Consider the following 25,590-nt stretch of genomic DNA (forward strand, 5'->3'; position numbering starts at 1 on the left):
TTTTCTATTTTATAAAAAGGCGTCGGGAAAACCTATTCCTTCTAGAGATGGGATGAAAGATGCCTTTTTAGGTCGTTGACGGTTAACAGTTAACAGTTAACTGTCAACGTGAAATCCCATCCACTATTAGGGGTGGGATGAGCTTAACGATGTCCATCTGTATTAGTAAATTGAAATTTAGGATTTGCAACTCGTCAAGATGCTAATCTTATTTTACAAAATATTTGATACACAAACATAGGGATAAAAGTACGTGTACTCATATAGCCCATTCATTTGTTGCAAAGATTTTTGGAAATGGGATGAGAAGCGTTTGCGCTCTAAATATTGTCTTGCACTTGCCGTAGTCTTATTCCCTTTTTTCCTATCTCTCCGAAGTTCTGAGCGGAGGAAGCCTCCGCTCAGACTTCTCTCTGTTTCATCTATTACTAATGTAATTGCACGACCATCTAATTGTTTTTTCAACTTATTTAATCTTCTTTGTTTTAATTTATCTACTGACCAATCTAAATTTGCTAAGAAATGGTGTCATGATTGTGCCGAATTTATACTTACTACCTTCGCTATCTCTGGTAACGATTTTCTTTTTATCGTTGATATTATCCCCAGGTGTAAATATTTGAAGCACTTATCATTCCTTACTTCTTTAAATAAGTCTTTATACTCTGCACATATTCATCTATGATACCAACTGTTGGATGAGGCTCTCTTGCCAAATGTTTGAGAATTTGTAATTCTACATCCATTGCCCTACTTACCTGAAGAGAGTTTTTTTTTAATCCTTTTATTCAGAGTACTCGGAAAGTGACAGAAGAGGGATAAGTTATTTCTTAGTTTGCGTCAATTTTATCTGTAACGCTCCTACTTTTGTACCAATACGGTTCAGTTAAGGGTTATTGGTGTAGATAATTGGTATATTAAGACACGATAAATCGCGTCTCTACATGAGGGTTTTGGGCTTATCTGAACTATATTGACTTTTGTACCGCTAACTTATTACTCTAATGTTGATTAATATCAACTCTCAAAGCAAGACCAAATTTTTCTAACAATTCTAAGGGAATATCTGGAAGATTAATAAGCATATCATTCCATGTATTGAAGGCTTGTAAAGCTTCCACAACTATTGGCAGTGGCTCCCAGAAAATATTTTGAAAGTTTGCTTCTTGGGGAAATTGAATTTTAAAAGCTAATTGTTCTTTTGAGGGGACAAATTGAGCGTCAACATTTTGACGATTTCTCCTTGCATCAATCCGATACCAACCTATTTCGGGTAAGTATACTGCATTCAAACCATGTAAGCTATAAAGTTCACCATTGTCATGAAGACGCAATCTCTGATAACAAAAGCCTGCTGGAACACCATTCGCTCTGAGTAGTGCTGCTAGCAAATGGCTCTTTGCATAACAATAACCTGTTTTGTATTTGAGTACATCTGAAGCTCGACAGGTTACAGGATTCATTTGGTAGTCATAGCTATGATAAATTTTATCGCGTACCCACTCAAAACAAGCTTTTGCGATCGCCTCTGATGTTTGATGTCTTGATGCAATTTTTTTTGCAAGTTTTAGAACTGTAGGATGTTGCCAGTTAATAACTTCACTCACTTGCAGATATTCTTCCATATTGCTTGTTTCCTAAAAAGCATTGCATCCAGAATACAAAACTCTAGCCTACTCAACAACAAGAAACTGGTATTTGGCATGATGGCAAGGTTAAATTTATACTTAATTAATCATTAATACTGTAGTAGTATCACTTAATACTTAACAGTAGCCTAAAAAATACTATTTCTAACTAAAATTTCTTGTGGAATGACGCACCATTAACAAAATAGTCATCACATGCACATATAACTAGATCTGAAAATGTGCTGATTTGAAAAATTAAAGATTTTTCTCATAGATTTGGCAAGCGTTTGACTCAAGTATTGGGTCTATCTTTATAGTATGAAAGAAGCACTTTTGACCTGAGACTATGCCATACTCTGAAAAACGTCTAAGTTACCCATCTTGCCGCAAGAGTAATCAAGTTGATAACTACCACGGTACTTTAGTTGCAGATCCCTACCGTTGGTTAGAAGATCCCGAATCTGAAGAAACAAAGACTTGGATTGAGGCACAAAATAAAGTTACTTTTGGCTACCTGAGTGAAATTCCTGTAAGGGAAAAAATTAAACAGCGCCTCACTAAACTTTGGGATTATGAAAAATATGGTATCCCATTTAAAGAAGGCGAATCTCTACAAGACGGTTCCACCAAACGCTATTTTTATTTCAAAAACGACGGACTACAAAATCAAAGCGTTCTCTACACCTTAGAAACCCTAGACGCCGAACCCAGAGTTTTACTCGACCCCAACAAACTTTCAGAAGATGGCACTGTTGCTCTTGCGGGATTATCTATTAGTGAAGATGGTAAACTTTTAGCATACGGTCTATCGACCTCTGGTTCTGATTGGCAAGAGTGGAAAGTGCGCGATGTTGAAACTGGTGAAGACTTGGAAGATCACCTGAAGTGGATTAAATTTTCTGGTGCATCTTGGACACATGATCATCAAGGTTTTTTCTACAGTCGTTATGATGAGCCAAATGAAAAAACTCAATTAGAAGATGTTAACTATTATCAAAAACTCTACTATCATCAACTGAGTAAAACCCAATCAGAAGATGTACTAATTTACCATCGTCCTGACCAGAAAGAATGGGGTTTTAGTGGAGATGTTACGGAAGATGGACGTTATCTAATCATCTCAGTTTGGCTGGGAACTGACCCAAAAAATTTGGTTTTCTACAAAGATTTAACTAACCCTAATGCTGAAGTGGTAGAACTAGTTAATCAGTTTGAGGCAGATTACAGTTTTATCGATAATGATGATAGCGTCTTCTATTTCCGCACAGATTTAAATGCGCCACGAGGACGAGTTATTGCTATTGATACCAAAAACCCAGCGTCAGCAAATTGGCAAGAAATCATTCCTCAATCAGCAGAAACTTTGGAAAGCGTTGGCATACTTAATAACCAATTTGTTGCTGATTATCTTCAAGATGCTTATACCCAAATCAAAATTTTTGATCTCAAAGGGGCATTCATACGCGAGGTCAAATTACCCGGAATCGGCTCTGCGGGTGGGTTTGGTGGCAAGCGTGATGATACTGAGACTTTTTATAGTTTCACCAGCTTTACTACACCAGGAACTATTTATCGCTACAACATGGTGACAGGAAAAAGTGAGGTTTTTCGTCAACCAAAGGTAGATTTTAATCCTGATGACTACGAAACCAAACAAGTCTTTTATCACAGCAAAGATGGCACTCAAATGCCAATGTTTATTACCCACAAAAAAGGCATTCAATTGGATGGAAATAACCCCACATATCTTTATGCTTATGGTGGTTTTAATGCTTCAATGACACCTAGTTTTTCTGTGAGTCTTTTGGTATGGCTAGAGATGGGTGGTGTCTATGCTATGCCCAATATCCGTGGTGGGGGCGAGTACGGTGAAGAATGGCATCAAGCAGGAATGAAAGAGAAAAAACAGAATGTTTTTGATGACTTTATTGCCGCAGCTGAGTGGTTGATTGCCAATAAGTACACAAAACCTGCAAAACTGGCGATCGCAGGTGGTAGTAATGGCGGTTTATTAGTCGGTGCTTGCATGACTCAGCGCCCTGATTTGTTTGGTGCAGCTTTGCCAGCAGTGGGCGTGATGGATATGTTGCGCTTCCACAAATTTACCATCGGCTGGGCTTGGACTTCCGAATATGGTTCGCCGGATAATCCAGAAGACTTTAAAACGCTTTATGCGTATTCGCCACTGCACAATATCAAGCCAGGGACAGCTTACCCAGCAACCTTGATTACCACAGCCGATCATGACGATCGCGTTGTCCCTGCTCATAGTTTCAAATTTGCCGCAGCTTTGCAAGCCGCTCAAACAGGTGATGCACCAACGCTAATTAGAATTGAGACGAAGGCGGGGCATGGTGCAGGTAAACCCACAGCTAAGATTATCGAGGAAGCATCAGACAAGTGGGCTTTTTTAGTGCGTACTTTGGATGTTGAAGTTTAGACGAATGTAACTGATTTTTCCACGCAAAGACGCAGAGGCACAAAGTTTTTTATTAGCGGCTTGGCATCTTTGCGTGAGATTTTCGTTATTAATAATTGAAAAGCTCTGCAATTAGAGAGGCAGATAAGTATTTATAAGATGAGTTAAGATTAAATCAACTATTTCAAGCAAATATTAACTATGAAATGGGAAGAAGTTTGTGAAAATAAACAGTTAAAAGATTTACCCTTCAAAATCGAATTAAATAAATGGGGTCAAATCGTAATGAGTCCAGTAAAAATTAAACATTCTTTTTATCAAGGAAGAATCCAACGTTTATTATAATCTTTTTTGAACACAGGAGAAGTAATGCCAGAATGTGCTATTAACACATCAGATGGGGTGAAAGTTGCTGATGTTGTCTGGTGTTCAGAGGAACGATTTGCTCAAATTGAAGATGAAGTATTAGCGTCTATTGCACCAGAAATTTGTATAGAAGTTAAATCCAGTGGGAACACTTTGGACGAGGTTGAATTTAAAAAAATTTATATTTAGAATCTCAAACTGTTGAAGTATGGTTATGTAATGAACAAGATCAAATTAAATTTTATAACAAACAAGGTCAATTAGTGTAATCTTTGTTAGTTCCTAACTTTCCTAAGCAAATTAAACGGTAATTAAAGTTATGCCATTCTTTTAAGTATGAAAAGAGGATGAAACAGAGCGATCGCTGGAATTAAAATCATTAAGGTTTTTAGTAACACCAAGCGTATTGTGCTATGTTTCCCCTATTTCTCGAAGATAAGCAGGTCGAGGTATAAGTTGTCTAACAAGTGCGGCGTCAGCTGTCCAAAATTCCGCAGATGTACTTTCAACGCAAGCAAGAAAAGCTGCATCATAAAGGGTAGATAATCCATATTGCTCTGCAATTTCCCAGCTTTTTGTCCGAATTGCTTCTTCTTCAATGTAATCAATAGGAAGTTCGCAGAAATCCTCAAAAAAACCTTGTGCTTCCTCTGTAGTAATGACTCCTATCTGGGTTTTCTTCCGCAGCACAGACCCTACTTCTACCCAACTAAAAGCTGGAGCGACTAAGCGTATACTTAGGCTCAATGCCTCTGCTACTAAGGTTCTGGCTTGGGATTGATAAACTTCTGGTACAAGGTAGGGAATCCAAACACTGGTATCTAGGCACAAAACTCTAGTCATGTCGCCCCGCATCCTCTCTAAGACTACGAATTAGATCTGTAGAGGCTGATTGTATCCCGATTTTAGCCTTGACAGTTTCGCTGCGGGCAATAATTCGTTGATGAGCAGCCCATCCCCGGCGACGGCGCACCTCATGTTCTAAAGCCTCAACTATTAAATCATTAAATGATTCGCTGCCTTGCTTGAGTTTCCTGGCTTTGGCAAGTAGATCAGCAGGAAAACGGATTGTTAGAGCTTCGCGTTCCATAGCAGGAAATATAACTAAAATATTGATACCACTTATTGTAACTATTTTTTGATTATGAAGCGATAGGAAACGAACGCTGCTATGTCGCTATCTTGAATGTATGCAGCAGCAACCGTGGTGTTTCCAACCGGATTGAAACTTGAGACATGACTTAGCATTAAATAATTACCAGTTGATAAAGGCGATCGCTCATTAAACTAATAGGTGGGAAAACCTGTGGCAATAAGTTGCTGAGCTACTTCTGGGCTTTTGCTCTAGTTACTTGCTTAGCCAGATACCAAATTAAAAATGAGGGTTTTGCATTTCTTCTTTAATTAAGTTTCATCAAATTGAATTTCGCATTGCTTATGAAGCTACGCTTATATATGCTTATCGGGCTTTTACTCAGTCTTCTCCTAAGTGTTGTGCCCTTCTCGGGCACTTTCACCAATGCTGCAACACCAACAGCGGTCGCACCCGTGTCTGCTCCCTCGTTCACCCAAGGTGTGCAAAAAACAGTGCTGGACAACGGCTTAACAGTGCTAACCAAGGAAGTCCATACCGCTCCGGTGGTGAGTGTGCAAGTTTGGTATAAAGTAGGCTCACGTAATGAAGGAGCCGGGATGAATGGCATCTCTCACCAATTAGAGCATTTAATGTTTAAAGGCACTACTGACCGTCCCGTGCAGTTTGGACGGCTATTTAGTGCGTTGGGTAGTCAATTCAATGCTTTTACCAGCTATGACGAAACAGCCTACTTTGGTACAGTACAGAAAGATAAACTCGAAGCACTGCTGACTTTGGAAGCTGATCGTATGGAAAACGCGTTGATTGGCCCTGATCAGCTAACAAGTGAGAAGCGAGTGGTGATCTCAGAGTTACAAGGGTATCAAAATTTTCCCAATATCCGTCTGAGTGAAGCAGTGATGCGAAGCGCTTTTCCTAATAGAGCCTACGGTTTACCTGTGGGGGGTACAAAAGCTGATGTAGAAAAATTCACTCTAGAGCAGGTACAGAATTATTACCAAACCTACTACAGTCCAGATAATGCCACTTTGGTGATTACAGGAGATTTTGCCACAACACCCGTCCTCAAAGCTGTTAAAGAAACTTACGGGAAGTTGCCAAAACGAGCCAAAACGGCTGCGGCTAAAAATTCTATTCCGGTGACTGCGCCTACCTCTGTTGTTCAGAAAGCGCCTATAGTTTTGAAGCAACCCGGAAGTGCAGCACTATTGCAAACCGTTTATCCGCTACCAGATATTAAACACCCTGATGTACCTGCGATCGATGTGATGGATGCCATCCTTACAGGTGGACGTAGTTCCAGGCTTTATCAGGCTTTGGTGGAATCTGGACTCGCTAGTTCAGTTAGTGGCGGTGCTGCTGAACTCATTGAACCGGGTTGGTATGAGATTAATGCTACGGCGGCTCCAGGTCAAGAGTTAGCAAAAATTGCTCAGGTACTCCAGCAATCTTTGACAAAATTCCAACAACAGCCAGTAACCCTAGAAGAATTAAACCGGGCGAAGACGCAACTACAAGCCTCATTTATATTGGGTAATCAAGACATCACCAGTCAGGCAAGTCAACTGGGGTATAACCAAACCATCACCGGAGACTATCGTTTTATTGAACAGTATTTGGCTGCGATCGCCAAAGTCACCCCTGCACAGATACAACGAGTTGCGAAAACTTACTTGAATCCAGCTAAACAAACTATCGGCTTCTTTGAGCCAACCCAACCAGATGGTAAACCAGGGACTTCTAATGTTGGTTCTGGTCGGACTGTGGAAAACTTCAGCCCCGGTAAACCTGTAGACCCAGCGGAACTGGCAAAATACCTACCACCCGCCACATCAGCTACAGATTCCAATAAAAAATCATTACCTGAACAGTTCACTCTGGCAAATGGCTTGCGAGTTCTGTTATTACCAGACAAAAGCGTTCCCACCATTAACCTCAGCGGACAAATTGACGCTGGTAGTGAATTTGATGGCAATCAAAAAGCCGGATTAGCAAATCTGACTGCTAACAACTTAATGAATGGAACGCAGACTAAGAATGCTCTCACCCTAGCAAAAACCTTAGAAGACCGAGGAGCTGGTCTAGATTTCAGTGCTAGCCGCGAAGGAGTCAGCATTAGCGGTCAGGGACTTTCGACGAATCTGCCAATATTGATTCAAACCCTGGGTGATGTAGTCAGAAATGCTACTTTGCCAGATGACCAGTTGGAACTGAGTCGTCAGCGAGCATTAACCAGTCTCAAAGTCCAGTTAGATGACCCCAGTGGACTGGGACGAAGAGTATTCCAGCAGGCTATTTACCCAGAAAGTCATCCGTTCTACAGCTTTCCTACAGTTGAGAGTTTAAAGAGCATTACTCGTGATGATTTGCTCAGCTTCTACAAGGAACACTACCGACCCGACACCACAACGATCGCTTTAGTGGGAGACTTTGATCCAGTTAAGGTAAAAGCGTTGCTAAATCAGGAGTTCGGCAAATGGCAAGCTACAGGTAAGCCACCTGTTCTTAATGTACCTACAGTACCATTGCCGCAAACTTTGACACGTTTAAACAAAGTGATTCCCGGTAAAGCAGAGGCCGTTACTTACATCGGCTATAACGGCATTTCTCGGAAAGACCCGCGTTTTTATGCAGCACTAGTACTGAATCAGATTTTGGGTGGCGATACCTTGTCCAGCCGCTTGGGTACGGAGGTACGCGATCGCCAAGGTCTAACCTATGGGATCTACAGTGGATTTTCAGCGGGAATCAATCCTGGCCCATTCTTGATCCAAATGCAGACTGCTCCAGGAGATGCCCCTCAAGCGATCGCCAGCACCCTTGCTTTACTCAAACAGTTGCGTGAGCAAGGAGTAACTGAGACAGAATTGAATACAGCAAAACGCTCAATTAGCAACAGCTACCCCGTAGATTTAGCTAATCCTAGTAATGTATCTAGCATCATTTTGGATAATGCTGTCTTGGGACTGTCACGAGCAGAAATCCAAGAGTTTCCCAAGCGTATTCAAGCAGTGACTATGACTCAGGTGCAGCAGACAATCCAAGATTTAATTAGACCGGAAAATCTGGTGATTGTTACAGCTGGGCCAGGAGATACTCTACCCAAGGGCAGCTAATTATTTCGCCCAAAGAAAGGCGCAAAGAAACCTTTGCGTCTTTGTCTTGAAAAGTGACGCTTCTGCGTCAGAAACCTCCGCATCCTACGGGTTGCTACAGACTTTTCGCTGTCTTGAAAAGTTTCCTGCCGTTCGCGTTAGCGTCTCGTAAGAGAGGGAAACCCTCCCGCAGAACTTTTCCCTATTGGCGGCATATAGAAAGAGAGTTATCTTAGAGGGTGTTTTAAAAGTGTTTCGCTGTGACTTTAAGCACTTTTAGATCCCCCCTAACCCACGCCAGTCGCTCATGGGGAGCCACCCCCTTGCGGAGGTTCTCTGCGTTGTGGGGAGTGGCGTGGAAACCCCCTTGGCGCAGCCTCAAAGTAGAGAAGACCGCGCTGGCTACCCTTTCTAAGTGGGGAACCGGAATCAAAGTCCCCCTTGTCAAGGGGAGCGACTGTGTTGGGGAGACAGCGCCGTGGGCGGGTTTCCCGACTTGAGGCGACTGTCGTCGGGTTTCCCGACTTGTAGCAAGTGGCGTGGATTTAGAGGGATCTAGAACTTTTGATACCGACAAGAGGACTTTTTAAACATCCTCTTAGATTAGACCACGGATAACAAACAATTTGTTGATACTTAATGAGGCGGGTATTGCCTGCCGTTTTATGAAAGGAGATTTTTAATGACATATTCACAAACTACTTGGACTGAGCAAATATATAGATATGCAGAACATCTTTATTGGACACCTCAAGAATTAAATAAGTCAAATGAAAATACATATCCAGAAATTTTTAATAAATTGAGAAAACGAGAAGTTCCGCTAAATATAATTTTTAATATTTTCATGGATGTTGTATCAACGAAAATAAAAAATCGCATTATAAATCGTTTTTTTGATTTAGAAGTATCACAAATTGTAATTGAAGATAATATTGAGTTTGTTGATAGTCTAAATTTATATGAAAAATTATGTGGATTTGAATTTATTCAACCAGATATGGTATTTGAATCAGAAACATCAAGGTTTTTAGTAGAGTTAAAAATTCAATCATCAAAATTATCGCTTCAACAAGTATATAAATATTTATTTTTACATGGATTTATTTTTACATGGACTGTGGCAATATAAAACAGAAACAAGAAAAACACCATATATACTTTTATTAACTGAAAATAATATTGATAAACAATGGGAAGCAGAAGAACGTAAATTAATTTTTACAAACAAAAAAGATATAGAGGATTTATATAGTTACATATGCACAAACGATTTTTCAAATCAAATTAGTAAGGGTGCTTCACTAACTCATATTCATAATGATGTAAAACAAATTATTAATCAAGTTAGAATAGGTTGGTCTAATTGGCAGTCAGTGGGAGAGATTTTAAACCAAGAGTTGAACTCTTTGAACAAAACAAACTTAAGTGATGGAGAAGAAGTTGTAAAGAGATTATTAGATGGCTTTCTTATCGAGCTTAGTCGCCGTCAACTGTGGAAATTTAATGGCTGAATTTAAATATAGTGTCCTACAAATTGACAGCTGTTTTCAATTAAATAGACCACAGGCGTAGGGGCACAATATATTGTGCCCCTACAATAAAATTCCTGTCTTTTGGCTCATTTTCAAGATAGAGCTAATGCTGCTTTTGAACTTTCTTTTTCAGTCTCAAAGCGATTATAGAAGTGCTAAATAAAAGCACTCCAGCAACAGAAGAAGGTTCTGGAACAGGTTCAGACTCTACAAAACGCACACGGATATCTTCATCAACAACTGTCAGCACGCTTTCTTGATTAAACTTTTGCAAGTACGCTCCAATAATTTGATTAATAGAAGTTTCGTTATCTAAAGTATCTTCAAAGATAAAGCTGATAACCTTTGAGGGTTCTTCAATAATGGTTCCCGTGCTGTTTTGGAATTGCCCATTGGCATCGAAAATTGTTAAGCCGGCTGGAAAAAGCGGGGTAATCACACTATCAACAAAAGCTTGAAACTCACTTTCGGATACCTCTCCACCTCCCGGAATGTTGCGCCCAAAAAATAAATCTGCTTGGATTAGTTCTGGAATTGGGCTGTTGTCAATTAGATCATCGCCTAAACCGAAGCTAACCTTTACATCTTGATTGGCTGCAACCAAAACACTTTCTTGATTAAATTGTTGGCGATACGCCGCTACAATTTCGTTAACTGCGGTTTCATTGCTCAAGCCGTCTTCTAAAAGTAGGGTGACAACCTTCGAGGGTTCTTCGATAATGGTTCCAGTGCTGTTCAGGAATTGCCCATTGCCATCAAAAATCGTTAAGCCGGCTGGGAAACGAGGGGTAATCACACTGTCAACAAACGTCTGAAACTTGCTCTGAGATACTTCTCCACCTCCAGGAATATTACGCCCAAAAAATAATTCTGTTTGGATAAACTTGGGAACTGAACTGTTGTTAAATAAATCCTCATCTGAACTGAAGCTAACCGTTAGCTCGTCTTTGTTTACTACTTGCAAAACACTTTCTTGGTTGAACTGCTTGCGGTACGTCTTGACAATCTCACTAATAGAAACTTCGTTTGCGAAAGTGTCTTCTCGGAAGAGAGTAACAACTTTGGTACGTTCTTCAATGAGTCTTCCTGTACTATCCAGGAATTGCCCATTGCTATTTAAAATAGTTAATCCGGCTGGAAAACGAGGGGTAATTACATCGTCAATAAACGTCTGAAACTCGCTCTCGGATACCTCTCCATCTCCAGCAATATTGCGTCCAAAAAATAAATCTTCCTGAATCAGGGAAAATGCTCTGGCTTTAGGTAATTCTACTGCGATCGCCAGAGAAATGGTGGCACTAGTGGCTAAAGCTGTAGTAATTTTGTGAAAAATATTTTTTTTAGGCATAGCTGTAATGCTCCCAAGTTTATGAACTAAATCCTTGAGATTTAGCTCATGTAGGTAGGTACTCAATCAATATGAATACTTTTTTGCACTACAGTGAGAATACTTTAGTTATCCAAAAAAGCTAGTGTTTACACTAGAGTTCATAAAATCTTTAAACAGAATTTACAGTTTACTCATTTTTATGTTCTCCAAAAATGCATGAGATATAGCAACTATCAAGCCATTCAAAGCTGAATTTAAATTTACTTGCACTGCAAAGTTTAGATTAGGAAATATAGAGACGACATGAGCGATCGCACCGAAGATAGTAGATATTAATAAATTTTCTTCTTCAGAAAAAACCCCATCAAAATAGAATTTTGGGGATACACATCACAAGTAGAGACGTTGCATTGCAACGTCTCTACATCAAATTTCCTGTACACAAGAATGAAACAGCCCTGTGAATTATTTTTCAATGAACACTAAATTTTCCGGCTCAGTAGTTAGCTTGATATTCTGACCCTCGACTTTAACCACGAAGTCGAACCCAGTAATATGGCCTTCTGGGAGAATTACCAAGCGATCGTTGAGTGATTCAAGGTAATTTGAAAATCCGTCTAGAGCTACACTGCCATCATTGATTGCAAGATAGCCGAGGAGTCTACGAAATAGTTTTGGTAGAATGACAACACTCTCAGTAATGGTTTCTAATTCTTCTAAGATAAAACCCTTTTTAGTCTTGTCTTCTGCCCATAAACCTTTATTTTCCTGACGAACTTTTTCGGTGACACTGGCCAATTGCTGGCGAATGTCAGGATATAACTTTGAGTAAAAAGTAGGATAAGCGAACCCTTTAGCCAAAAGATGATAATTGGCGCTTTTTTTGAGTAACGATTTATCTAAATAGATGTTACTACCATCCTCTTGATCTGAATTACCTTTGAAGGCAAAAGCTATAGCTCTGCCGTAGATGTCTGCAAATCGAGTAAGTATAAAACCAGGCACTTCTTCTGGTTCTGCCGTAGTAACTACTTCATTATCATTACGGGTAATCTTTTTAAAACCCAAGAATTTCAGCAACTCGCTGGCTGCACTATGAGCAAATTCCAGTGGTTGGTGCTGCATACCTATACCTCCTCTAGCCTGGAAGTGTGTTTCCAAAGTATCAATGCTATCCAAACGTAGTTGTACACCTCCGGCGCGGTTAGGACTGACTCGTGTCGGCAATTTCTCCCACAGCTTGGGGTTGTTGGGATAGAAGCGGATCGAATCGCCATCAGGTGCGGCTTTGATGACTCTAAAGTTGCCTTGGATTAGATTTAGTCCCATGTACTCAAAAAAATATTGCTAAAATTTTGGAATTTTAGGAAGTTGGAGGATTATCCCATAGAAGATACTTCCTATGAGTGGGAAGTATCTGTATATGGAATTTAGGGCGTTCACTAAACAACCCCTTCTCAAAATTGGATGTAGAGGCGTGATTTTTGCATATTGTCTGCCGCAGGCTTTTCCGTAAGGTAGAGTAGCTATTGCAGCAGTATTTGCGTTGATCTAAAAACAAGAAGCACCTTTTCATCCGAGTAAGTTTTAGGAGGCATTTCTAGAAATAGTTCAACGTGAGCCTCCCTTAGATACCAGATTGAAGTCCAAAGTGTAAAAGCCGATTTGGTCAGGAACCCTAGAGAATCTACCTGTGCGATGACCTCTAGATAATTCATTCAGCACTTTGTTTTTGATCTCTCTAATTTCCTCAGAATCTAGTTTTCCATAAATTCCAGCGATAACTTCCGCAACGCTGAAAACTCTGCCGGGATTTTGTTCCAGAAGAGATGTGATAGCGTCAATCAAAAATTGACCCTCAAATGCTCTGAGCATCGGTACTACTTTTGTCTTCGGAGGTACAAAAGATTTCTTCTTTTTGTGTTTGATACTTCTAGCAGAACCATTGCCGTTACTTGGAATTATCAAGCTTAAATCCAGAGTGTAACAACCTGGTTCTTCGGGAACAGCTACCCAGGCGTTTCTTTCTCTTCCTTGGGTAAGGGAAGATTGAACTCTACCTTTAACTACTTTGAAGAGATTGGACTCTAATTCACCGTAAAGCGATCGCACGATGAAATCTATATGACACACAGTCCCAATATATTCTTGCAAGAGCTGTTTTATTGCTTCCATCCGAGACAAAGCTTCATACTGGGGTAGCATTGGAACTTCCGCTACCTTTGCTGAGTTATCGCTACTCTCTGAAGGTGTCTCTATGACTGGCGATGTATTTGGCGGTTGACTTTCTTCTGTATCAACAGAAGAACTTTCTATCTCAAAGTTGTCTGAGTCTTTGAGTTCCGACTCTATAGACTCGACTAAGTTGATTTGGGAGGTATCATCAGGCGGTGATAGAAATAGTAGCGAGCCTTCTTGGGAAAGTTTTGAAGTCTCATCAATCGCCGCAAGTCTGGATATCTGGTTACTGGCATTTGAAAAAGACCAGTTAGACAACAACGCTTCTACATGGTCGAGCTGCGATCGCGCTTGCACAAATAGGCGTTCGTACTCTTCTGTAAGGCGAGCATAGTAGTCTCTTAATTCCAAGAGTGGAGACAGAAATGTGCCTGGAGGTGGTTCTAATTGTCCTTTTGGTGTCATAAAACTTCAATCAATTTAAATCGGTATCACTTTTATAAGACATTGGTCTAGGTTTAGCCTTGTGAGCTGTTGGTTGGGATTTTTTTGGCACTTGGGGAGGGCGACATGTCTCACAATATAAAGGTCGCGGCCCAAAAGTTTCGCGCTTTGTAGCCTCATTACACTCTTTACAGACAAAGTTGAAAACACGAGTGTGAATCTGTCTTTTGTGCGCCCTGACAGTATATTCCCTAACATCAATGAGTTTACTTGCCATAATCAGGAATTGTGAATTTCCGTCGTATCAATGTCCTATCAATATAGCTATTCAAGCAAATGAAACTGCATCAGTGTGTGTTTACGTGGAAGTTTTATTCAAATCAATGAATTTGACGCCAACCACAAAATACAGTATTGCTTGGTAGAGCAACATGAGAGTTACTCATCGGCTATCCCTTCAGCATATACTTCGCGTTCAGCACACACTACCACCATCTTATAGCGATTGATTGGGTAAACAATTCTTACTCCTAATGCTTATTAATAGCTGTTTTTGCCTAACGCTATGCACCTAGATGCAGAGTGGTTAGCCTTTGATTAGCACAAAATCCCTAATCATCATGCTAGTAATGTAACTCAATAGACTTCTGCAAAAAGTCGGTTAAGAAGGCAAGGGAAGGGTTAAAAAGATTGATTCCTTTTCCCCTTAACCATTACCCTTTTCCCCCTCTAATTACTACATCTAGCATTGACTTTAACTAGAGAAAGCAAGCACAAATTGGTTTAACTGGATAAGACTACTCTTCTACAACAGTGTCTTGAAGACCTTTGAGAGGTACTTAAACAGATTGTAGAAATCTTACCAAAGTATTCGCACTTCAACCCCTAATTTTGATTTATTGGGATGAATTTTATGTGTGACGATGTAGGTGTAAGCGATTTTCATCGCTGTCATTTGGAAAGTTAGGGATTAGGAAGTGCGGGATTTTTCACTTCCGATTCATGTGATTGGCAAATCAAGTCATTTCCAATGGCTCTAATTGCCCATCATAAAAATACCCCACCCCTTAACCTAACCCCTCTTCCCTGTGGTAGAGGGGTATCCATTAGCAAAGCTATTTCCGTCGTAAATTGACATCTTGTACCAATCTTGGCTAGCACAAAAGTGATTAAGTATTGCATATATTCTTTCGGACTAGCGATCGCCATATCTTCAGTTTCTAAGCGACCCGCTTTTTAGTGTTCATAATATTTGGAAATTTTGGACAATTTCAGGACTTACGCACTCAGATCCCCCAACCCCCTTAAAAAGGGGGCTTTAGAAGTTCCCCCCTTTTTAAGGGGAGATCTAGGTTTCAGGATTCAGTGCGTAAGTTCTAAATTTTTGTAATGTAAATTTAGCATAAATCGAATTCCAGACAAGCAACATTGTATCTATCTACTCACGTCTTTAAAACAGCTAAGTTAATAACTCCTGTCTCCTACTCATGGAGATTATTAATAAATATACACTTTATATACGGAGAGAAAAGATGCCTGATTTTGCTAAATTAAGTCGGTTAACTCAGTTAATGACTTTTGTCGCTTGTGGTTCTATTTTGACTTCAGTTTCTATTAATACAGACCAATCCTCGGTCTTCGCACAAGAAATGAAGTCCACTCCTACTCCCTTGGTGATATCTCAAAATCGTCGTGGCTATCAGCGTGATACACGCAGACTCAGAGCTGAGTCAGGGCCAGATGATAGAGGACGTTGGCGATTTTATAAGCCGGAAGATGTTTCGCGGGATGCCATGCAAGCTCAAGGTTGCACTGATGTTGGCACTGGGGGAGCAAATTGGCGCTGTCCACGTTCCACCATCAGGGTAGAAGTGGATGATAATAGACGGGATAATGACAGGCGTGACTACGGGCATGATACACAGAGACTCAGAGCTGAGTCAGGGCCAGATGACAGGGGACGTTGGCGATTTTACAAACCGGAAGATGTCTCGCGGGATGCCATGCAAGCTCAAGGTTGCACTGATGTTGGCACTGGGGGAGCGAATTGGCGCTGTCCACGTTCCACCATCAGGGTAGAAGTGGATGATAATAGGCGGGATAATGACAGGCGTGATAATAATAGGCGTCGTGACTACGGGCGTGATACACGCAGACTCAGAGCGGAATCAGGGCCAGATAACAGAAGGCGTTGGCGCTTTTATAAGCCGGGAGATGTCTCGCCAGATGCCATGCAAGCTCAAGGTTGCACCAATGTTGGCACTGGGGGAGCGAATTGGCGCTGTCCGCGTCCCACTATTAGGGTAGAAGTAGATAATAGGGATGATTAGAATTTGGAGTGTTCTATACGAGCGAACCTAGTTTGACTACAAGGGTTTTCAATTGAATAGACCACACGCGTAGGGGCACAATATATTGTGCCCCTACAAACGATTGGCTGATTATTTGTTATCCACAAAATCGGCATCAATTACATCATCACTGCGATCGCTTTGCTGTTCTCCACCCGCAGAACTCGCTGCTTGAGCATAGACAGCGCTACCCACTTGCATCAGAGCTTGTTGCAACTCATTGGTCAGAGATTTAATGCGATCAAATTTATCTTGGTTAATCGCCTCCCGCAAATCTGCTGTTAACCCTTCAACTCGACTTCTATCACTAGCACTCACCTTATCACCCAAATCTCTGAGTTGTTTCTCAGCCTGATAAACTAGGGAGTCTGCTAGGTTCTTGGTATCGATTTGTTCACGCCGTTTTTTGTCTTCTTCTGCGTGAGTTTGTGCATCTTTGACCATGCGTTCTACATCTCGCTTATCGAGAGTGGAAGCACCTGTAATCGAAATCGACTGCTGTTTACCTGTGGCTTTATCTCTGGCCGTCACAGAGAGAATACCGTTAGCATCAATATCGAAAGTCACTTCGATTTGCGGTACACCCCTAGGCGCTGGCGGAATTCCATCGAGGCGGAAGTTGCCCAGACTTTTGTTGTCTTGAGCTAATTCTCGTTCACCTTGGAGAACATGGACTTCTACGTTTGCTTGACCATCGGCTGCTGTAGAGAAGATTTCAGATTTTTTGACGGGGATGGTGGTGTTACGGCTAATAATCTTGGTCATTACACTGCCAAGAGTCTCCACACCCAAAGACAAGGGGGTGACATCCAGCAGTAAGATATCTTTCACTTCGCCCGCCAAAACACCCGCTTGAATAGCAGCACCAACAGCTACAACTTCATCTGGGTTAACGCCTTGGTTGGGATCTTTACCCGTTATTCGCCGCACTAATTCTTGAACGGCGGGGATGCGAGTAGAACCACCAACCAACACAACTTCATCCAGTTCAGCGTTAGTAAGTTTAGCGTCTTGCAGTGCTTGTTGCACTGGCTTGCGGCAACGGTCAAACAGATCTGAACACATTTCCTCGAATTTAGCCCGTGTTAACGTCATATCAAGGTGTTTTGGGCCTTCTTGAGTAGCAGTGATAAAGGGGAGGTTGATATTGGTTTGAGTGGCGCTCGAAAGTTCGATTTTGGCTTTTTCTGCGGCTTCGGTCAGTCTTTGTAAAGCTTGCTTATCTTTACGCAAGTCAATACCTTCGTTGCGCTGAAACTCATTAGCTAGCCAATCCACAATCTTCTTATCAAAGTCGTCACCACCCAAGTGAGTGTCGCCACTGGTGGATTTTACTTCAAATACACCATCACCTACTTCCAAAATAGAAACGTCAAAGGTTCCACCACCAAGGTCAAAAACCAAGATGGTTTCATTTTGCTTTTTATCTAGGCCGTATGCAAGGGCTGCTGCTGTGGGTTCGTTGATAATGCGGAGGACTTCTAAACCGGCAATTTTTCCTGCATCTTTGGTGGCTTGCCGTTGAGAATCGTTGAAGTAAGCAGGAACCGTGATTACTGCTTGGGTAACTTTTTGTCCCAAATATTTGCTAGCATCATCAACCAACTTCCGTAAAACTTGAGCAGAAATTTCTTCGGGAGCAAATTGTTTACCTTCTGCGGGACAGTCGAGTTTAACATTACCGTTGCTGTCACGTAGAATTTTGTAAGAAACTTCTGTAGCTTCATGAGTAACTTCTTCGTATTTGCGCCCAATGAAACGTTTAACAGAATAAAAGGTATTTTCTGGGTTCATTACTGCTTGGCGTCTAGCAATTTGACCTACCAAGCGTTCGCCGGTTTTGGTATAAGCCACAACAGAGGGAGTGATGCGCTGTCCCTCAGCGTTGGCGATTACCATAGGTTGCCCACCTTCTATGACAGCAACACAAGAGTTTGTCGTTCCTAAATCAATTCCAACTACTTTTGCCATATATCTTCCTCTTCAGCTTGAGCAATTGTGGCGCTGAGGAAAAAATAGGATTGACAGGAATTTATTAGATTAAAAATTGCACTGCCAATCCTGTTTACTTTCGGCTTGAGATTAACTCAAGCAACAAAATTAACCGAGATTAACTTTAACCGCTTTGTGTTTTTCTGATTCAGCTTTCGGTAAGTTCAAGCAGAGAATACCATTTTTGTATTCAGCTTGTACTTTGTCGTTTTGAATTAAAGAAGGTAGCGGAATTACTCGCTGGAATTTACCATAACGGAATTCAGATCGAGTTACACCGTTTTCTTCTGTCTTGGATTCATATTTCCGCTCACCACTAATAGAAACTGATTCAGGAGTTGCTTCTATGCTTACATCTTTTGCTTCCAGACCAGGTACTTCTAGTCTCAAGTGAATTGCATCTTCAGTTTCTTTAATTTCGGCAGCAGGAATGAAGCTAAATCCAGTCCTGTCGTCACCATCAGTTGATACTAACCTGTCAAACAGGCGATTCATTTGCCGCTGTAAAGTGTCAATTTCTCGGAATGGGTCTAAACGTTCAATTTCTCGGAATGGTTCTAAGCGTTCAATATCTCGAAATGGATTCCAACGCATCAGTGCCATATCTATCACCTCTAAGATTCAATGTTGGGTTTCTAGGAGGCTTAATTTCAAGCTTTGTAGCTTTACTGACAACCAGTGTAGTTTTTTCAAGCAATATTCAATTTTTAAAAGCTCAATTTAAGCTTCCTAGTTATCACATTAGGTCAACGTTAAATTTCAGTAGGTTCGGTTTTATGGCAATGAGCGATCGCAATAACCGTACTCTATCAAAAGCGTTACAATTCTTGATAAAATTTGTTTAGATCAGTATTGTTTACAACTTGCGCTCAAACTCATCTGCTTTTGCTCATATTCAGTCTAAATAATAGGGTTTTCTATTAGTAATTGTCTCTCCAGTACAATTAAAAAACATGTAAATAACAGGAGCACCCCGAAGGGTTAAAGGAGAAGGGTTGTGAGTTCCTTTTCCCTTTACCCCTTAATTTTTACCCTGATTTTTGCAAGAAGTCTATGATTCAGATTGATATAATGCTGACCACTTTTAATGAATTTCATAGACTAAATTAAATACAGATGAAAGGTCAATCAAGCTCAACCTGAGTATCTTCTTTATTTAAACTGACATTTGATTTGATGTCTGTTCTTGCTTTCAGCGGTAAGCAAATCGTAAAAGTTGCGCCCTGACTTGTGGCGCTGCTGGCTGTAATGCTGCCATGATGAGCTTCGACAATGCGCTTGGCGATCGCTAATCCCAAACCGTTGCTAGTGCCTTTACGAGAGGGATCTGTTGTATAAAACTGCTCAAAAATCCGGGGCAAATCGCTTTCACTGATGCCCTTTCCCTGGTCTTGAATTTTAATTACTGCTTGTTTCCCTTCAGTGAATCCAGAAATAAAGACCTGAGAATCGGGTATTGAATGTTTGATTGCATTATCTAGCACATTTAAAACAGCCTGTAATAACCGTTCTGGATCGCCTTGTAGTTTGAGATCAGCCACGTTGACGCGCACAGAGACACCAATAGCCTGCATTCGAGGTTCCATCGCACTGACAGCACGATTAATTAAACCCTGAAGTGAGAATATTTGCTGTTCGAGTTGAGTAACTCCTGCTTCTAGGCGTCCTAGATCGAGTAGGTCATGAATCAGTCGAGATAAGCGTTTGATTTCGTTCTCGATAGTTTGGAAAAAGCGATCGCGTAATTGGGGTTCTTCGTATGCGCCACTTTTAAGTGCATCTACCGTTACCTGAACGTTACTGATGGGCGTGCGAAGTTCGTGGGAGACATTGGCCAAAAAAGCCCTACGCTCCTGGTCTAGCGAAGCTAACCTTTCACTCATCCGGTTAAGCTCCGCCGCCAACTGATCTAACTCATTGTTCTCACGGATAACAAGCTTATCGCCAAAATGGCCACTGCCTAAGCGAATCGCAAAATTCCGCATAGTTTCAATCGGTTTGGAAAGACTGCGAGCCAGACGAGTACTGATCAGCGCACATACCAAGATTGTCAATGCCAAAGTTCCCAAAACACTCCAAATCACCCTAGCAAACTGACGTTGAAGCTGATCTAGAGTCATAGACATTCGCAGCACACCCAATAATTGACCATTACGCCAAATTGGTCTAGCAATGTAGAGGCGATCTTGCGTTGATAAAACCCCTTTTGCAACTCCCTGTGCTGGACGATTTTGCAAAGCTTCCCACATTCCAGAAACTTCATACCAGTTTGTAACCTGTGTGTCTCGCTGTGGGTCAGAAGTAGCTAGCAGAAAACCTTTTTGATTAAAAATCCGAAGCGTCACAGTTTGTGGTGCTCCATATCGCTGCACCAGCACTTTTACCCGTTCAAGATTGTTTGCTTCTAAAGCATCTGCTGCACTCTCACTCAGGGCAGTTGTCCAGTTTTCCAAATCTGCTAGGCGTGTTCGCATAAAGTATGCATGAAATGACCACAGGATATAACCTGCCATCAAGGTGGTTCCTAAAGTTGTCAGCAGTAGGTAAGTGGCTAGCAGTTTGGCATGAATAGAATTTAATTTGATCCGAAGCAACCAGCCCATCTTTATAAACTAATCCTTACGACGACGTAACACTGCTTTGATGCGTGCTAGCAGTTCACGGGTGTTGAATGGCTTGGTGACATAATCATCTGCTCCCGCTTCCAAGCCCCAAATTTTATCAATATCTTGATCTTTTGCTGTCAGCATAACAATGGGAACATCCGAAAAGGCCCGAATTCGCCAACAGACCTCCATGCCGCCAACTTCTGGCAGCATTAGGTCTAGCAAAATTACATCTGGTACTTGCTTATGAAACTGTTTTATAGCATCATGCCCATCTGCTGCTGATGTCACTGTATAGCCTTCTTTTTGCAGGGTGTAGGTGAGGCTTTCGCGTAGAGGTGCTTCATCATCCACCAATAAGATGTGTGGCATTTTACATTTAGTTATTAACTCCTGATTATAGCGTCTCAAGCATTCGTTTTTCTGGCATCCTTCTGAAGATGCAAAGTGTGTTATTTGTGCCTAGTATTTGAAAGAACTTTGTGAGCGCATTCCTGCACATCCTGGCGATCGCAAGTGGAACTATCCTAAAGCTTGCTCAACTGGACATCATATTTATAATTCTTGATCAACTACTTGAGAATCTAACTTACCATTACCATCTTGTAATTCAGCTAGCTGTCTCAGTGAACCGCCAATGCTGCGAGGCTTGGGGACTTCGCCTTTACCAGATGGCCATCCTTCACGCTGACGCGAGCGATCGCCGTCTGTATCTTCGGTTTGGTCGTGGAATAAAATTTGTCTGGTGGGAAAGGGTAAGTCGATGCCGTTTTCGACTAACTTTTTCTTGATTGCAGAAATCACCTTGTCCCGCGAATCCAAATCATCCGCCCGGCGCGGCGGATTGATCCACCACCGCACGCGGATATTAACGCTACTTTCAGCAAGTTCCATTACCAATACATCAGGAGCCGGGTCTTGTAATACAACATCTACGCTATGCAGTGCTTCCAGCATCAACTGCTTTGTCCAGTCGATGTCATCTCCGTAGCCAATGCCGACATCGTACTCTAGTCTGCGGCTCTCAAAGGCGGTGTTTACAGTCACCGAATTTGTAAACAGTTCGGAGTTAGGAATTACAATTCGGCGACCGTCATAGGTTCTGATAGTCGTAGCGCGTGTCTGGATATTTTCTACCGTACCCTCAAAGCCTTTGAAAACAATTTGATCATCGATTTGAAACGGCTCCGTCAGTAGAATTAAAATGCCAGCTAAGAAGTTTTGGAGAATGTCCCGAAAAGCAAAACCGATCGCCACCCCACTAATTCCCAGCAGTTGCACTAAATCGGCTACCTGAAGTGAGGGAATGACAATAGACAGGGAGATAAACAGCCCGATAAGAACTGTGATACCTTGAGCTAATCTACCCAGCACCATTCCCAAATTGCGAGCGTGGCGACGATTGCGGGTCAAGCGTTTCACTACTTGCTTAATTTGTCTGCCAACAAAGAAAAAAATTGCAAAGACAATCAATCCCAGTACAATATTGGGCAGCAGAGTAACAAAATCCCTAACCATTGTCTGCACCTTGTCCCAAAGTACCGATATCTCTGCATTCATCCAACTTCCTCGAATATCAATCCTTGCTGATGATAATTAAAAATAAGCGGCTTGAAATCTATCTGAAGTCTTTAAATTGGTGTTTTACAAGAGAGATTACAGCCAAAATTTAACGATTTGCTGATCTTGATCTCCTCACCCGCCAGAGAATTCATTCTCTGGCTAATAGCGAAAGTATACTTTAGTAGACTCAGGATTTTGGACGATATGATTGATTGTGAGTCTCTTTTGGGAGGCTTTAACAAGCGCGATCGCTTTGTGAACAATTCCAGCTAAATTCCGCAGCTAAGAGAAGAGATTAATGTATTTTCTGAATCATCATAATTGAATGTGCTCAAAAATATTGTGATCCGATTATTGAGCAATACGGTATCTTTGTGGTTGTTTTGTCACAAGTTTTTGGGTATAAACTCTACATTGACAGATTAGCTGATATATGCGTTATTAATATTGTTTAATTAAGGCTTACTAATAAAGCTCAGTCGGATGAAAATCTCTTGAAGCGATCGCGCCTTGTTAATAACAGCTTGTAGTCAGCTTGAGCTTGAGTAACTTTCGCTTTGGCAGAGTGTGCTATATCATCTTTGATAGTATTGATTTTGCATACAACTGTTTTTAAATTAATCTCAGCTTGCTGAAGTTTAATTTGAGACTCAAGCCGAACTCTGATCTTCTTGTCCTCTCATCTCTGTCAATGGAGATAGTAGTTAGCCTCTAGAGATATATCCAGTTTTTATGCAGTCCTTTTCATGTCATTCCATTGAAACTTGTACATACACCATGATCCCAGGTATTATCACATCCAAGTATCGTGGATGATGACTTCATCTTCAACCTGTTTAACAAATTTGACAGATTTTCAATATGGAGTTTTAAAAATGTACGACAAAGATGATATAAAGACAATGATTGATGGCATGAGTCTATCTGGTGTGTTAGAGATACTTTCTCAAGTCTGTTACGAGAAAGCTGAACATCTAAGAACCAATTGGCAAGATCCTGACACTGCTAGAGCCTGGGAAAAAGTTGCCAGAGCTGTAGGAAAAATCAAGATAAAAACAGATTTATATTAACTGGGTACTTAAATTTCAAATCTCGTGAGCTATCACATAGGGGGTTTTCTGACATTTTGGGGTAAAAGCTGAGACTATTACCCCAATTATGCTCTCAGCTTCTTCTCAAGAGTTCATAACACGAATAAAAAAGCATTTTAGCAACTAACAAATATTACTCAAGAGATCAGACTAAGGTCATGGTAGCTTAATAATAAATATCCTCTAGGCAGCCAGTACTGAGCTAGCTGTCTAGTGGATTTCCTCCGTAATTGATTACGGCAACTAAGGAGGCAATATTATCATGGCAAAAAATCCTAAAGATCAACATCCTCTAGATGTTACAAAAGATTTTCAATCTCTAGATGGTATACAGGTTCTTGTAGTAGATGATAATGCCGATAGTCTGTTCTTAACTACCTGTATTCTTGAAAGCTATGGTAGTCGGGTAATCACAGCAACATCAGCTTTACAAGCTCTTGAAGCAATCAAACAATTCAAATTTGATATTTTCATTTTTGATATCGCCATGCCAGAAATGGATGGATTTTCCTTAATCAGCAAAGTTAGAGAGATAACGCTCTCAGAAAAACAACAGATTCCAGCTATTGCCTTAACTGCTTTAGGTTCTGAAGAAGGTTACAGCCTTGCTCTCACATCTGGTTTTCAAAGCTACGTGAATAAGCCTGTAGAACCCACTCTTTTAGTAGCAGAGATCACAAAACTTATTAATCAGAGTTCTGCGTTTAACAATGGGAAACAATAGGAATATTCACTTTTGCATTAGCGCTACCCCCAGGTCACGCTAGTTGGTCGAGCGGTTGCGGCGAGGGTACAGGAGTAGGGGGAGCAGAGGAAGAAAAATTACAATTGACTAATGACTAATGACTCTTAACCCTTGACAAACTTTCTAAATTGTAAGATTGAAGCGATCGCTCCAGAATTATTGAGGCATTCTGAAGTATGTTAATCCTCAGCCGTTAGTCGAATCAGAAACTCAATATCAATGTGCCAACTGCTCGGAATGAACTGCAATGTTCCAACGGATATTTGCTTTTCTTTTGAAGGGTTCTCTGCACGGGGAGGAAAAACGGATGACCATAGCGATGGTTGGGGCATTGCTTTCTTTGAAGGAAAGGGATGTCGAATGTTTTTGGATGCCCAACCTTCTGTTGCTTCTCCAGTAGCAGAGTTTGTCCGAAGCTATCCCATCCACTCGACCCATGTAATTGCTCATATCCGCAAAGCTACTCAAGGTGAAGTTGCCCTACACAATTGTCACCCTTTTCGCAGGGAATTGTGGGGTAAGTATTGGGTGTTTGCCCACAATGGAAATTTGCCAGATTTTCAACCGAAAAACATGGGCTTTTACCAAGCCGTGGGTAACACCGATAGTGAAAAAGCATTCTGCTTGATGCTGGAAACTTTACGCCAACGCTTTCCTGATGGTGAGCCTACCATCAAGGAACTGTACTTAGTCTTATGGGAAATTACTGAGCTAATTGCTTCAGCAGGCGTATTTAACTACCTATTGTCAGATGGGGAACACTTTTTTGCTTACTGTTCAACCAAGCTCTGCTACATTGTGCGTCAAGCACCTTTTGCCGCTGCTCACTTGATTGACCAAGACATGACCGTAGATTTTCGAGAGTTGACTACTGAGTATGATCGCGTTGCCGTCATTGCCACTACTCCTCTCACGGATAACGAAGTTTGGACGCCAATCCCACTGGGAGAACTACTAGTATTTCAGGACGGTTTGCCCTTGAAATTTGCATAAATTAAAAGGAGTCAGAAGTCAGAATAAATTTACCTATGGCGGTTCAAATAAGACAATTTACGCAACCCATAAACTCTGTAGAGACGTTGCATTGCAACGTCTCTACTATTTTTGCTAGATCGCTTCCCTAGTATCATTCTTTGAGACATCTACCG

Annotated in this window: 21 protein-coding genes and 1 pseudogene; 9 read left to right on the top strand and 13 right to left on the bottom strand. The window is 41.2% G+C overall.

The window, feature by feature from the left end; translation table 11 throughout:
* Positions 1-321: 321 nt before the first annotated feature.
* Together FNW02_RS23160 and FNW02_RS23165 are read right to left on the bottom strand one after the other, a co-directional pair.
* Positions 322-746 (bottom strand): annotated as a pseudogene (locus FNW02_RS23160) (transposase); the annotation flags it as partial.
* Positions 747-1,001: 255 nt separating this feature from the next.
* Positions 1,002-1,625 carry a transglutaminase-like domain-containing protein gene (locus FNW02_RS23165; protein WP_191759843.1) on the bottom strand — a complete coding sequence of 208 codons (624 nt, stop codon included), beginning with the start codon at positions 1,623-1,625 and terminating at the stop codon, positions 1,002-1,004.
* Between the two features lie 352 nt (positions 1,626-1,977).
* Between FNW02_RS23165 and FNW02_RS23170 the strand changes: the two genes are divergently transcribed.
* Positions 1,978-4,071: a prolyl oligopeptidase family serine peptidase gene (locus tag FNW02_RS23170; RefSeq protein WP_191759844.1), complete on the top strand. Its 2,094-nt coding sequence runs from the start codon at positions 1,978-1,980 to the stop codon at positions 4,069-4,071.
* Between the two features lie 348 nt (positions 4,072-4,419).
* Entirely contained in the window at positions 4,420-4,605 is a 186-nt protein-coding gene (locus FNW02_RS38875; RefSeq protein ID WP_225225849.1) for a Uma2 family endonuclease, read from the top strand.
* Positions 4,606-4,827: 222 nt separating this feature from the next.
* On the opposite strand, the gene FNW02_RS23180 is transcribed toward FNW02_RS38875, so the two are convergent.
* On the bottom strand, positions 4,828-5,259 hold the full coding sequence (locus FNW02_RS23180) for a type II toxin-antitoxin system VapC family toxin (RefSeq protein ID WP_191759845.1): 432 nt from the start codon (positions 5,257-5,259) through the stop codon (positions 4,828-4,830).
* Positions 5,252-5,506, bottom strand: coding sequence for a YlcI/YnfO family protein (locus tag FNW02_RS23185; RefSeq protein ID WP_191759846.1), 255 nt, complete (start codon positions 5,504-5,506; stop codon positions 5,252-5,254). The genes FNW02_RS23180 and FNW02_RS23185 overlap by 8 nt, the downstream gene beginning before the upstream one ends.
* A 365-nt stretch (positions 5,507-5,871) precedes the next feature.
* Between FNW02_RS23185 and FNW02_RS23190 the strand changes: the two genes are divergently transcribed.
* From FNW02_RS23190 to FNW02_RS23200, 3 genes are all read left to right on the top strand, one after another.
* Complete coding sequence (locus FNW02_RS23190; RefSeq protein ID WP_225225854.1) at positions 5,872-8,628, top strand: M16 family metallopeptidase; 2,757 nt, start codon at positions 5,872-5,874, stop codon at positions 8,626-8,628.
* 661 nt (positions 8,629-9,289) lie between these two features.
* Entirely contained in the window at positions 9,290-9,739 is a 450-nt protein-coding gene (locus FNW02_RS23195) for a hypothetical protein (RefSeq protein ID WP_191759848.1), read from the top strand.
* Positions 9,705-10,121 (top strand): hypothetical protein, encoded by a 417-nt coding sequence (locus tag FNW02_RS23200; RefSeq protein WP_191759849.1) that lies wholly within the window; start codon positions 9,705-9,707, stop codon positions 10,119-10,121. The genes FNW02_RS23195 and FNW02_RS23200 overlap by 35 nt, the downstream gene beginning before the upstream one ends.
* Before the next feature lie 124 nt (positions 10,122-10,245).
* On the opposite strand, the gene FNW02_RS23205 is transcribed toward FNW02_RS23200, so the two are convergent.
* From FNW02_RS23205 to FNW02_RS38880, 4 genes are all read right to left on the bottom strand, one after another.
* Entirely contained in the window at positions 10,246-11,490 is a 1,245-nt protein-coding gene (locus FNW02_RS23205) for a DUF3574 domain-containing protein (protein WP_191759850.1), read from the bottom strand.
* 447 nt (positions 11,491-11,937) lie between these two features.
* Positions 11,938-12,801, bottom strand: coding sequence for a nuclease (locus tag FNW02_RS23210; protein ID WP_191759851.1), 864 nt, complete (start codon positions 12,799-12,801; stop codon positions 11,938-11,940).
* A 282-nt stretch (positions 12,802-13,083) separates the two neighbouring features.
* The gene (locus FNW02_RS23215) at positions 13,084-14,115 is read right to left on the bottom strand and encodes a hypothetical protein (protein ID WP_191759852.1); all 1,032 of its coding nucleotides are present in this window, start codon (positions 14,113-14,115) and stop codon (positions 13,084-13,086) included.
* A 10-nt stretch (positions 14,116-14,125) separates the two neighbouring features.
* Positions 14,126-14,371 (bottom strand): hypothetical protein, encoded by a 246-nt coding sequence (locus tag FNW02_RS38880; RefSeq protein WP_225225850.1) that lies wholly within the window; start codon positions 14,369-14,371, stop codon positions 14,126-14,128.
* A gap of 1,255 nt (positions 14,372-15,626) precedes the next feature.
* Between FNW02_RS38880 and FNW02_RS23220 the strand changes: the two genes are divergently transcribed.
* On the top strand, positions 15,627-16,424 hold the full coding sequence (locus FNW02_RS23220) for a hypothetical protein (RefSeq protein WP_191759853.1): 798 nt from the start codon (positions 15,627-15,629) through the stop codon (positions 16,422-16,424).
* 111 nt (positions 16,425-16,535) lie between these two features.
* On the opposite strand, the gene dnaK is transcribed toward FNW02_RS23220, so the two are convergent.
* From dnaK to FNW02_RS23245, 5 genes are all read right to left on the bottom strand, one after another.
* On the bottom strand, positions 16,536-18,416 hold the full coding sequence (gene dnaK / locus FNW02_RS23225) for a molecular chaperone DnaK (protein ID WP_191759854.1): 1,881 nt from the start codon (positions 18,414-18,416) through the stop codon (positions 16,536-16,538).
* A gap of 129 nt (positions 18,417-18,545) precedes the next feature.
* Positions 18,546-19,040, bottom strand: coding sequence for an Hsp20/alpha crystallin family protein (locus FNW02_RS23230; protein WP_191759855.1), 495 nt, complete (start codon positions 19,038-19,040; stop codon positions 18,546-18,548).
* A 521-nt stretch (positions 19,041-19,561) separates the two neighbouring features.
* Positions 19,562-21,040: a sensor histidine kinase gene (locus tag FNW02_RS23235; RefSeq protein WP_191759856.1), complete on the bottom strand. Its 1,479-nt coding sequence runs from the start codon at positions 21,038-21,040 to the stop codon at positions 19,562-19,564.
* Positions 21,041-21,049: 9 nt separating this feature from the next.
* Positions 21,050-21,415, bottom strand: a complete 366-nt coding sequence (locus FNW02_RS23240) for a response regulator transcription factor (RefSeq protein ID WP_191759857.1) — start codon at positions 21,413-21,415, stop codon at positions 21,050-21,052.
* A 183-nt stretch (positions 21,416-21,598) separates the two neighbouring features.
* Positions 21,599-22,603 carry a mechanosensitive ion channel family protein gene (locus tag FNW02_RS23245; protein WP_191759858.1) on the bottom strand — a complete coding sequence of 335 codons (1,005 nt, stop codon included), beginning with the start codon at positions 22,601-22,603 and terminating at the stop codon, positions 21,599-21,601.
* A gap of 878 nt (positions 22,604-23,481) precedes the next feature.
* Here FNW02_RS23245 and FNW02_RS23250 point away from each other — a divergent pair.
* The 3 genes from FNW02_RS23250 (at position 23,482) to FNW02_RS23260 (ending at position 25,435) form a co-directional block, all read left to right on the top strand.
* Positions 23,482-23,676, top strand: a complete 195-nt coding sequence (locus FNW02_RS23250; RefSeq protein ID WP_162397429.1) for a hypothetical protein — start codon at positions 23,482-23,484, stop codon at positions 23,674-23,676.
* 283 nt (positions 23,677-23,959) lie between these two features.
* On the top strand, positions 23,960-24,421 hold the full coding sequence (locus FNW02_RS23255) for a response regulator (RefSeq protein WP_191759859.1): 462 nt from the start codon (positions 23,960-23,962) through the stop codon (positions 24,419-24,421).
* Positions 24,422-24,661: 240 nt separating this feature from the next.
* On the top strand, positions 24,662-25,435 hold the full coding sequence (locus tag FNW02_RS23260; protein ID WP_191759860.1) for a class II glutamine amidotransferase: 774 nt from the start codon (positions 24,662-24,664) through the stop codon (positions 25,433-25,435).
* Positions 25,436-25,590: the final 155 nt, after the last annotated feature.

Source organism: Komarekiella delphini-convector SJRDD-AB1 (assembly GCF_014831675.1).
In the GTDB taxonomy this organism is placed as follows: Bacteria; Cyanobacteriota; Cyanobacteriia; order Cyanobacteriales; family Nostocaceae; genus Komarekiella.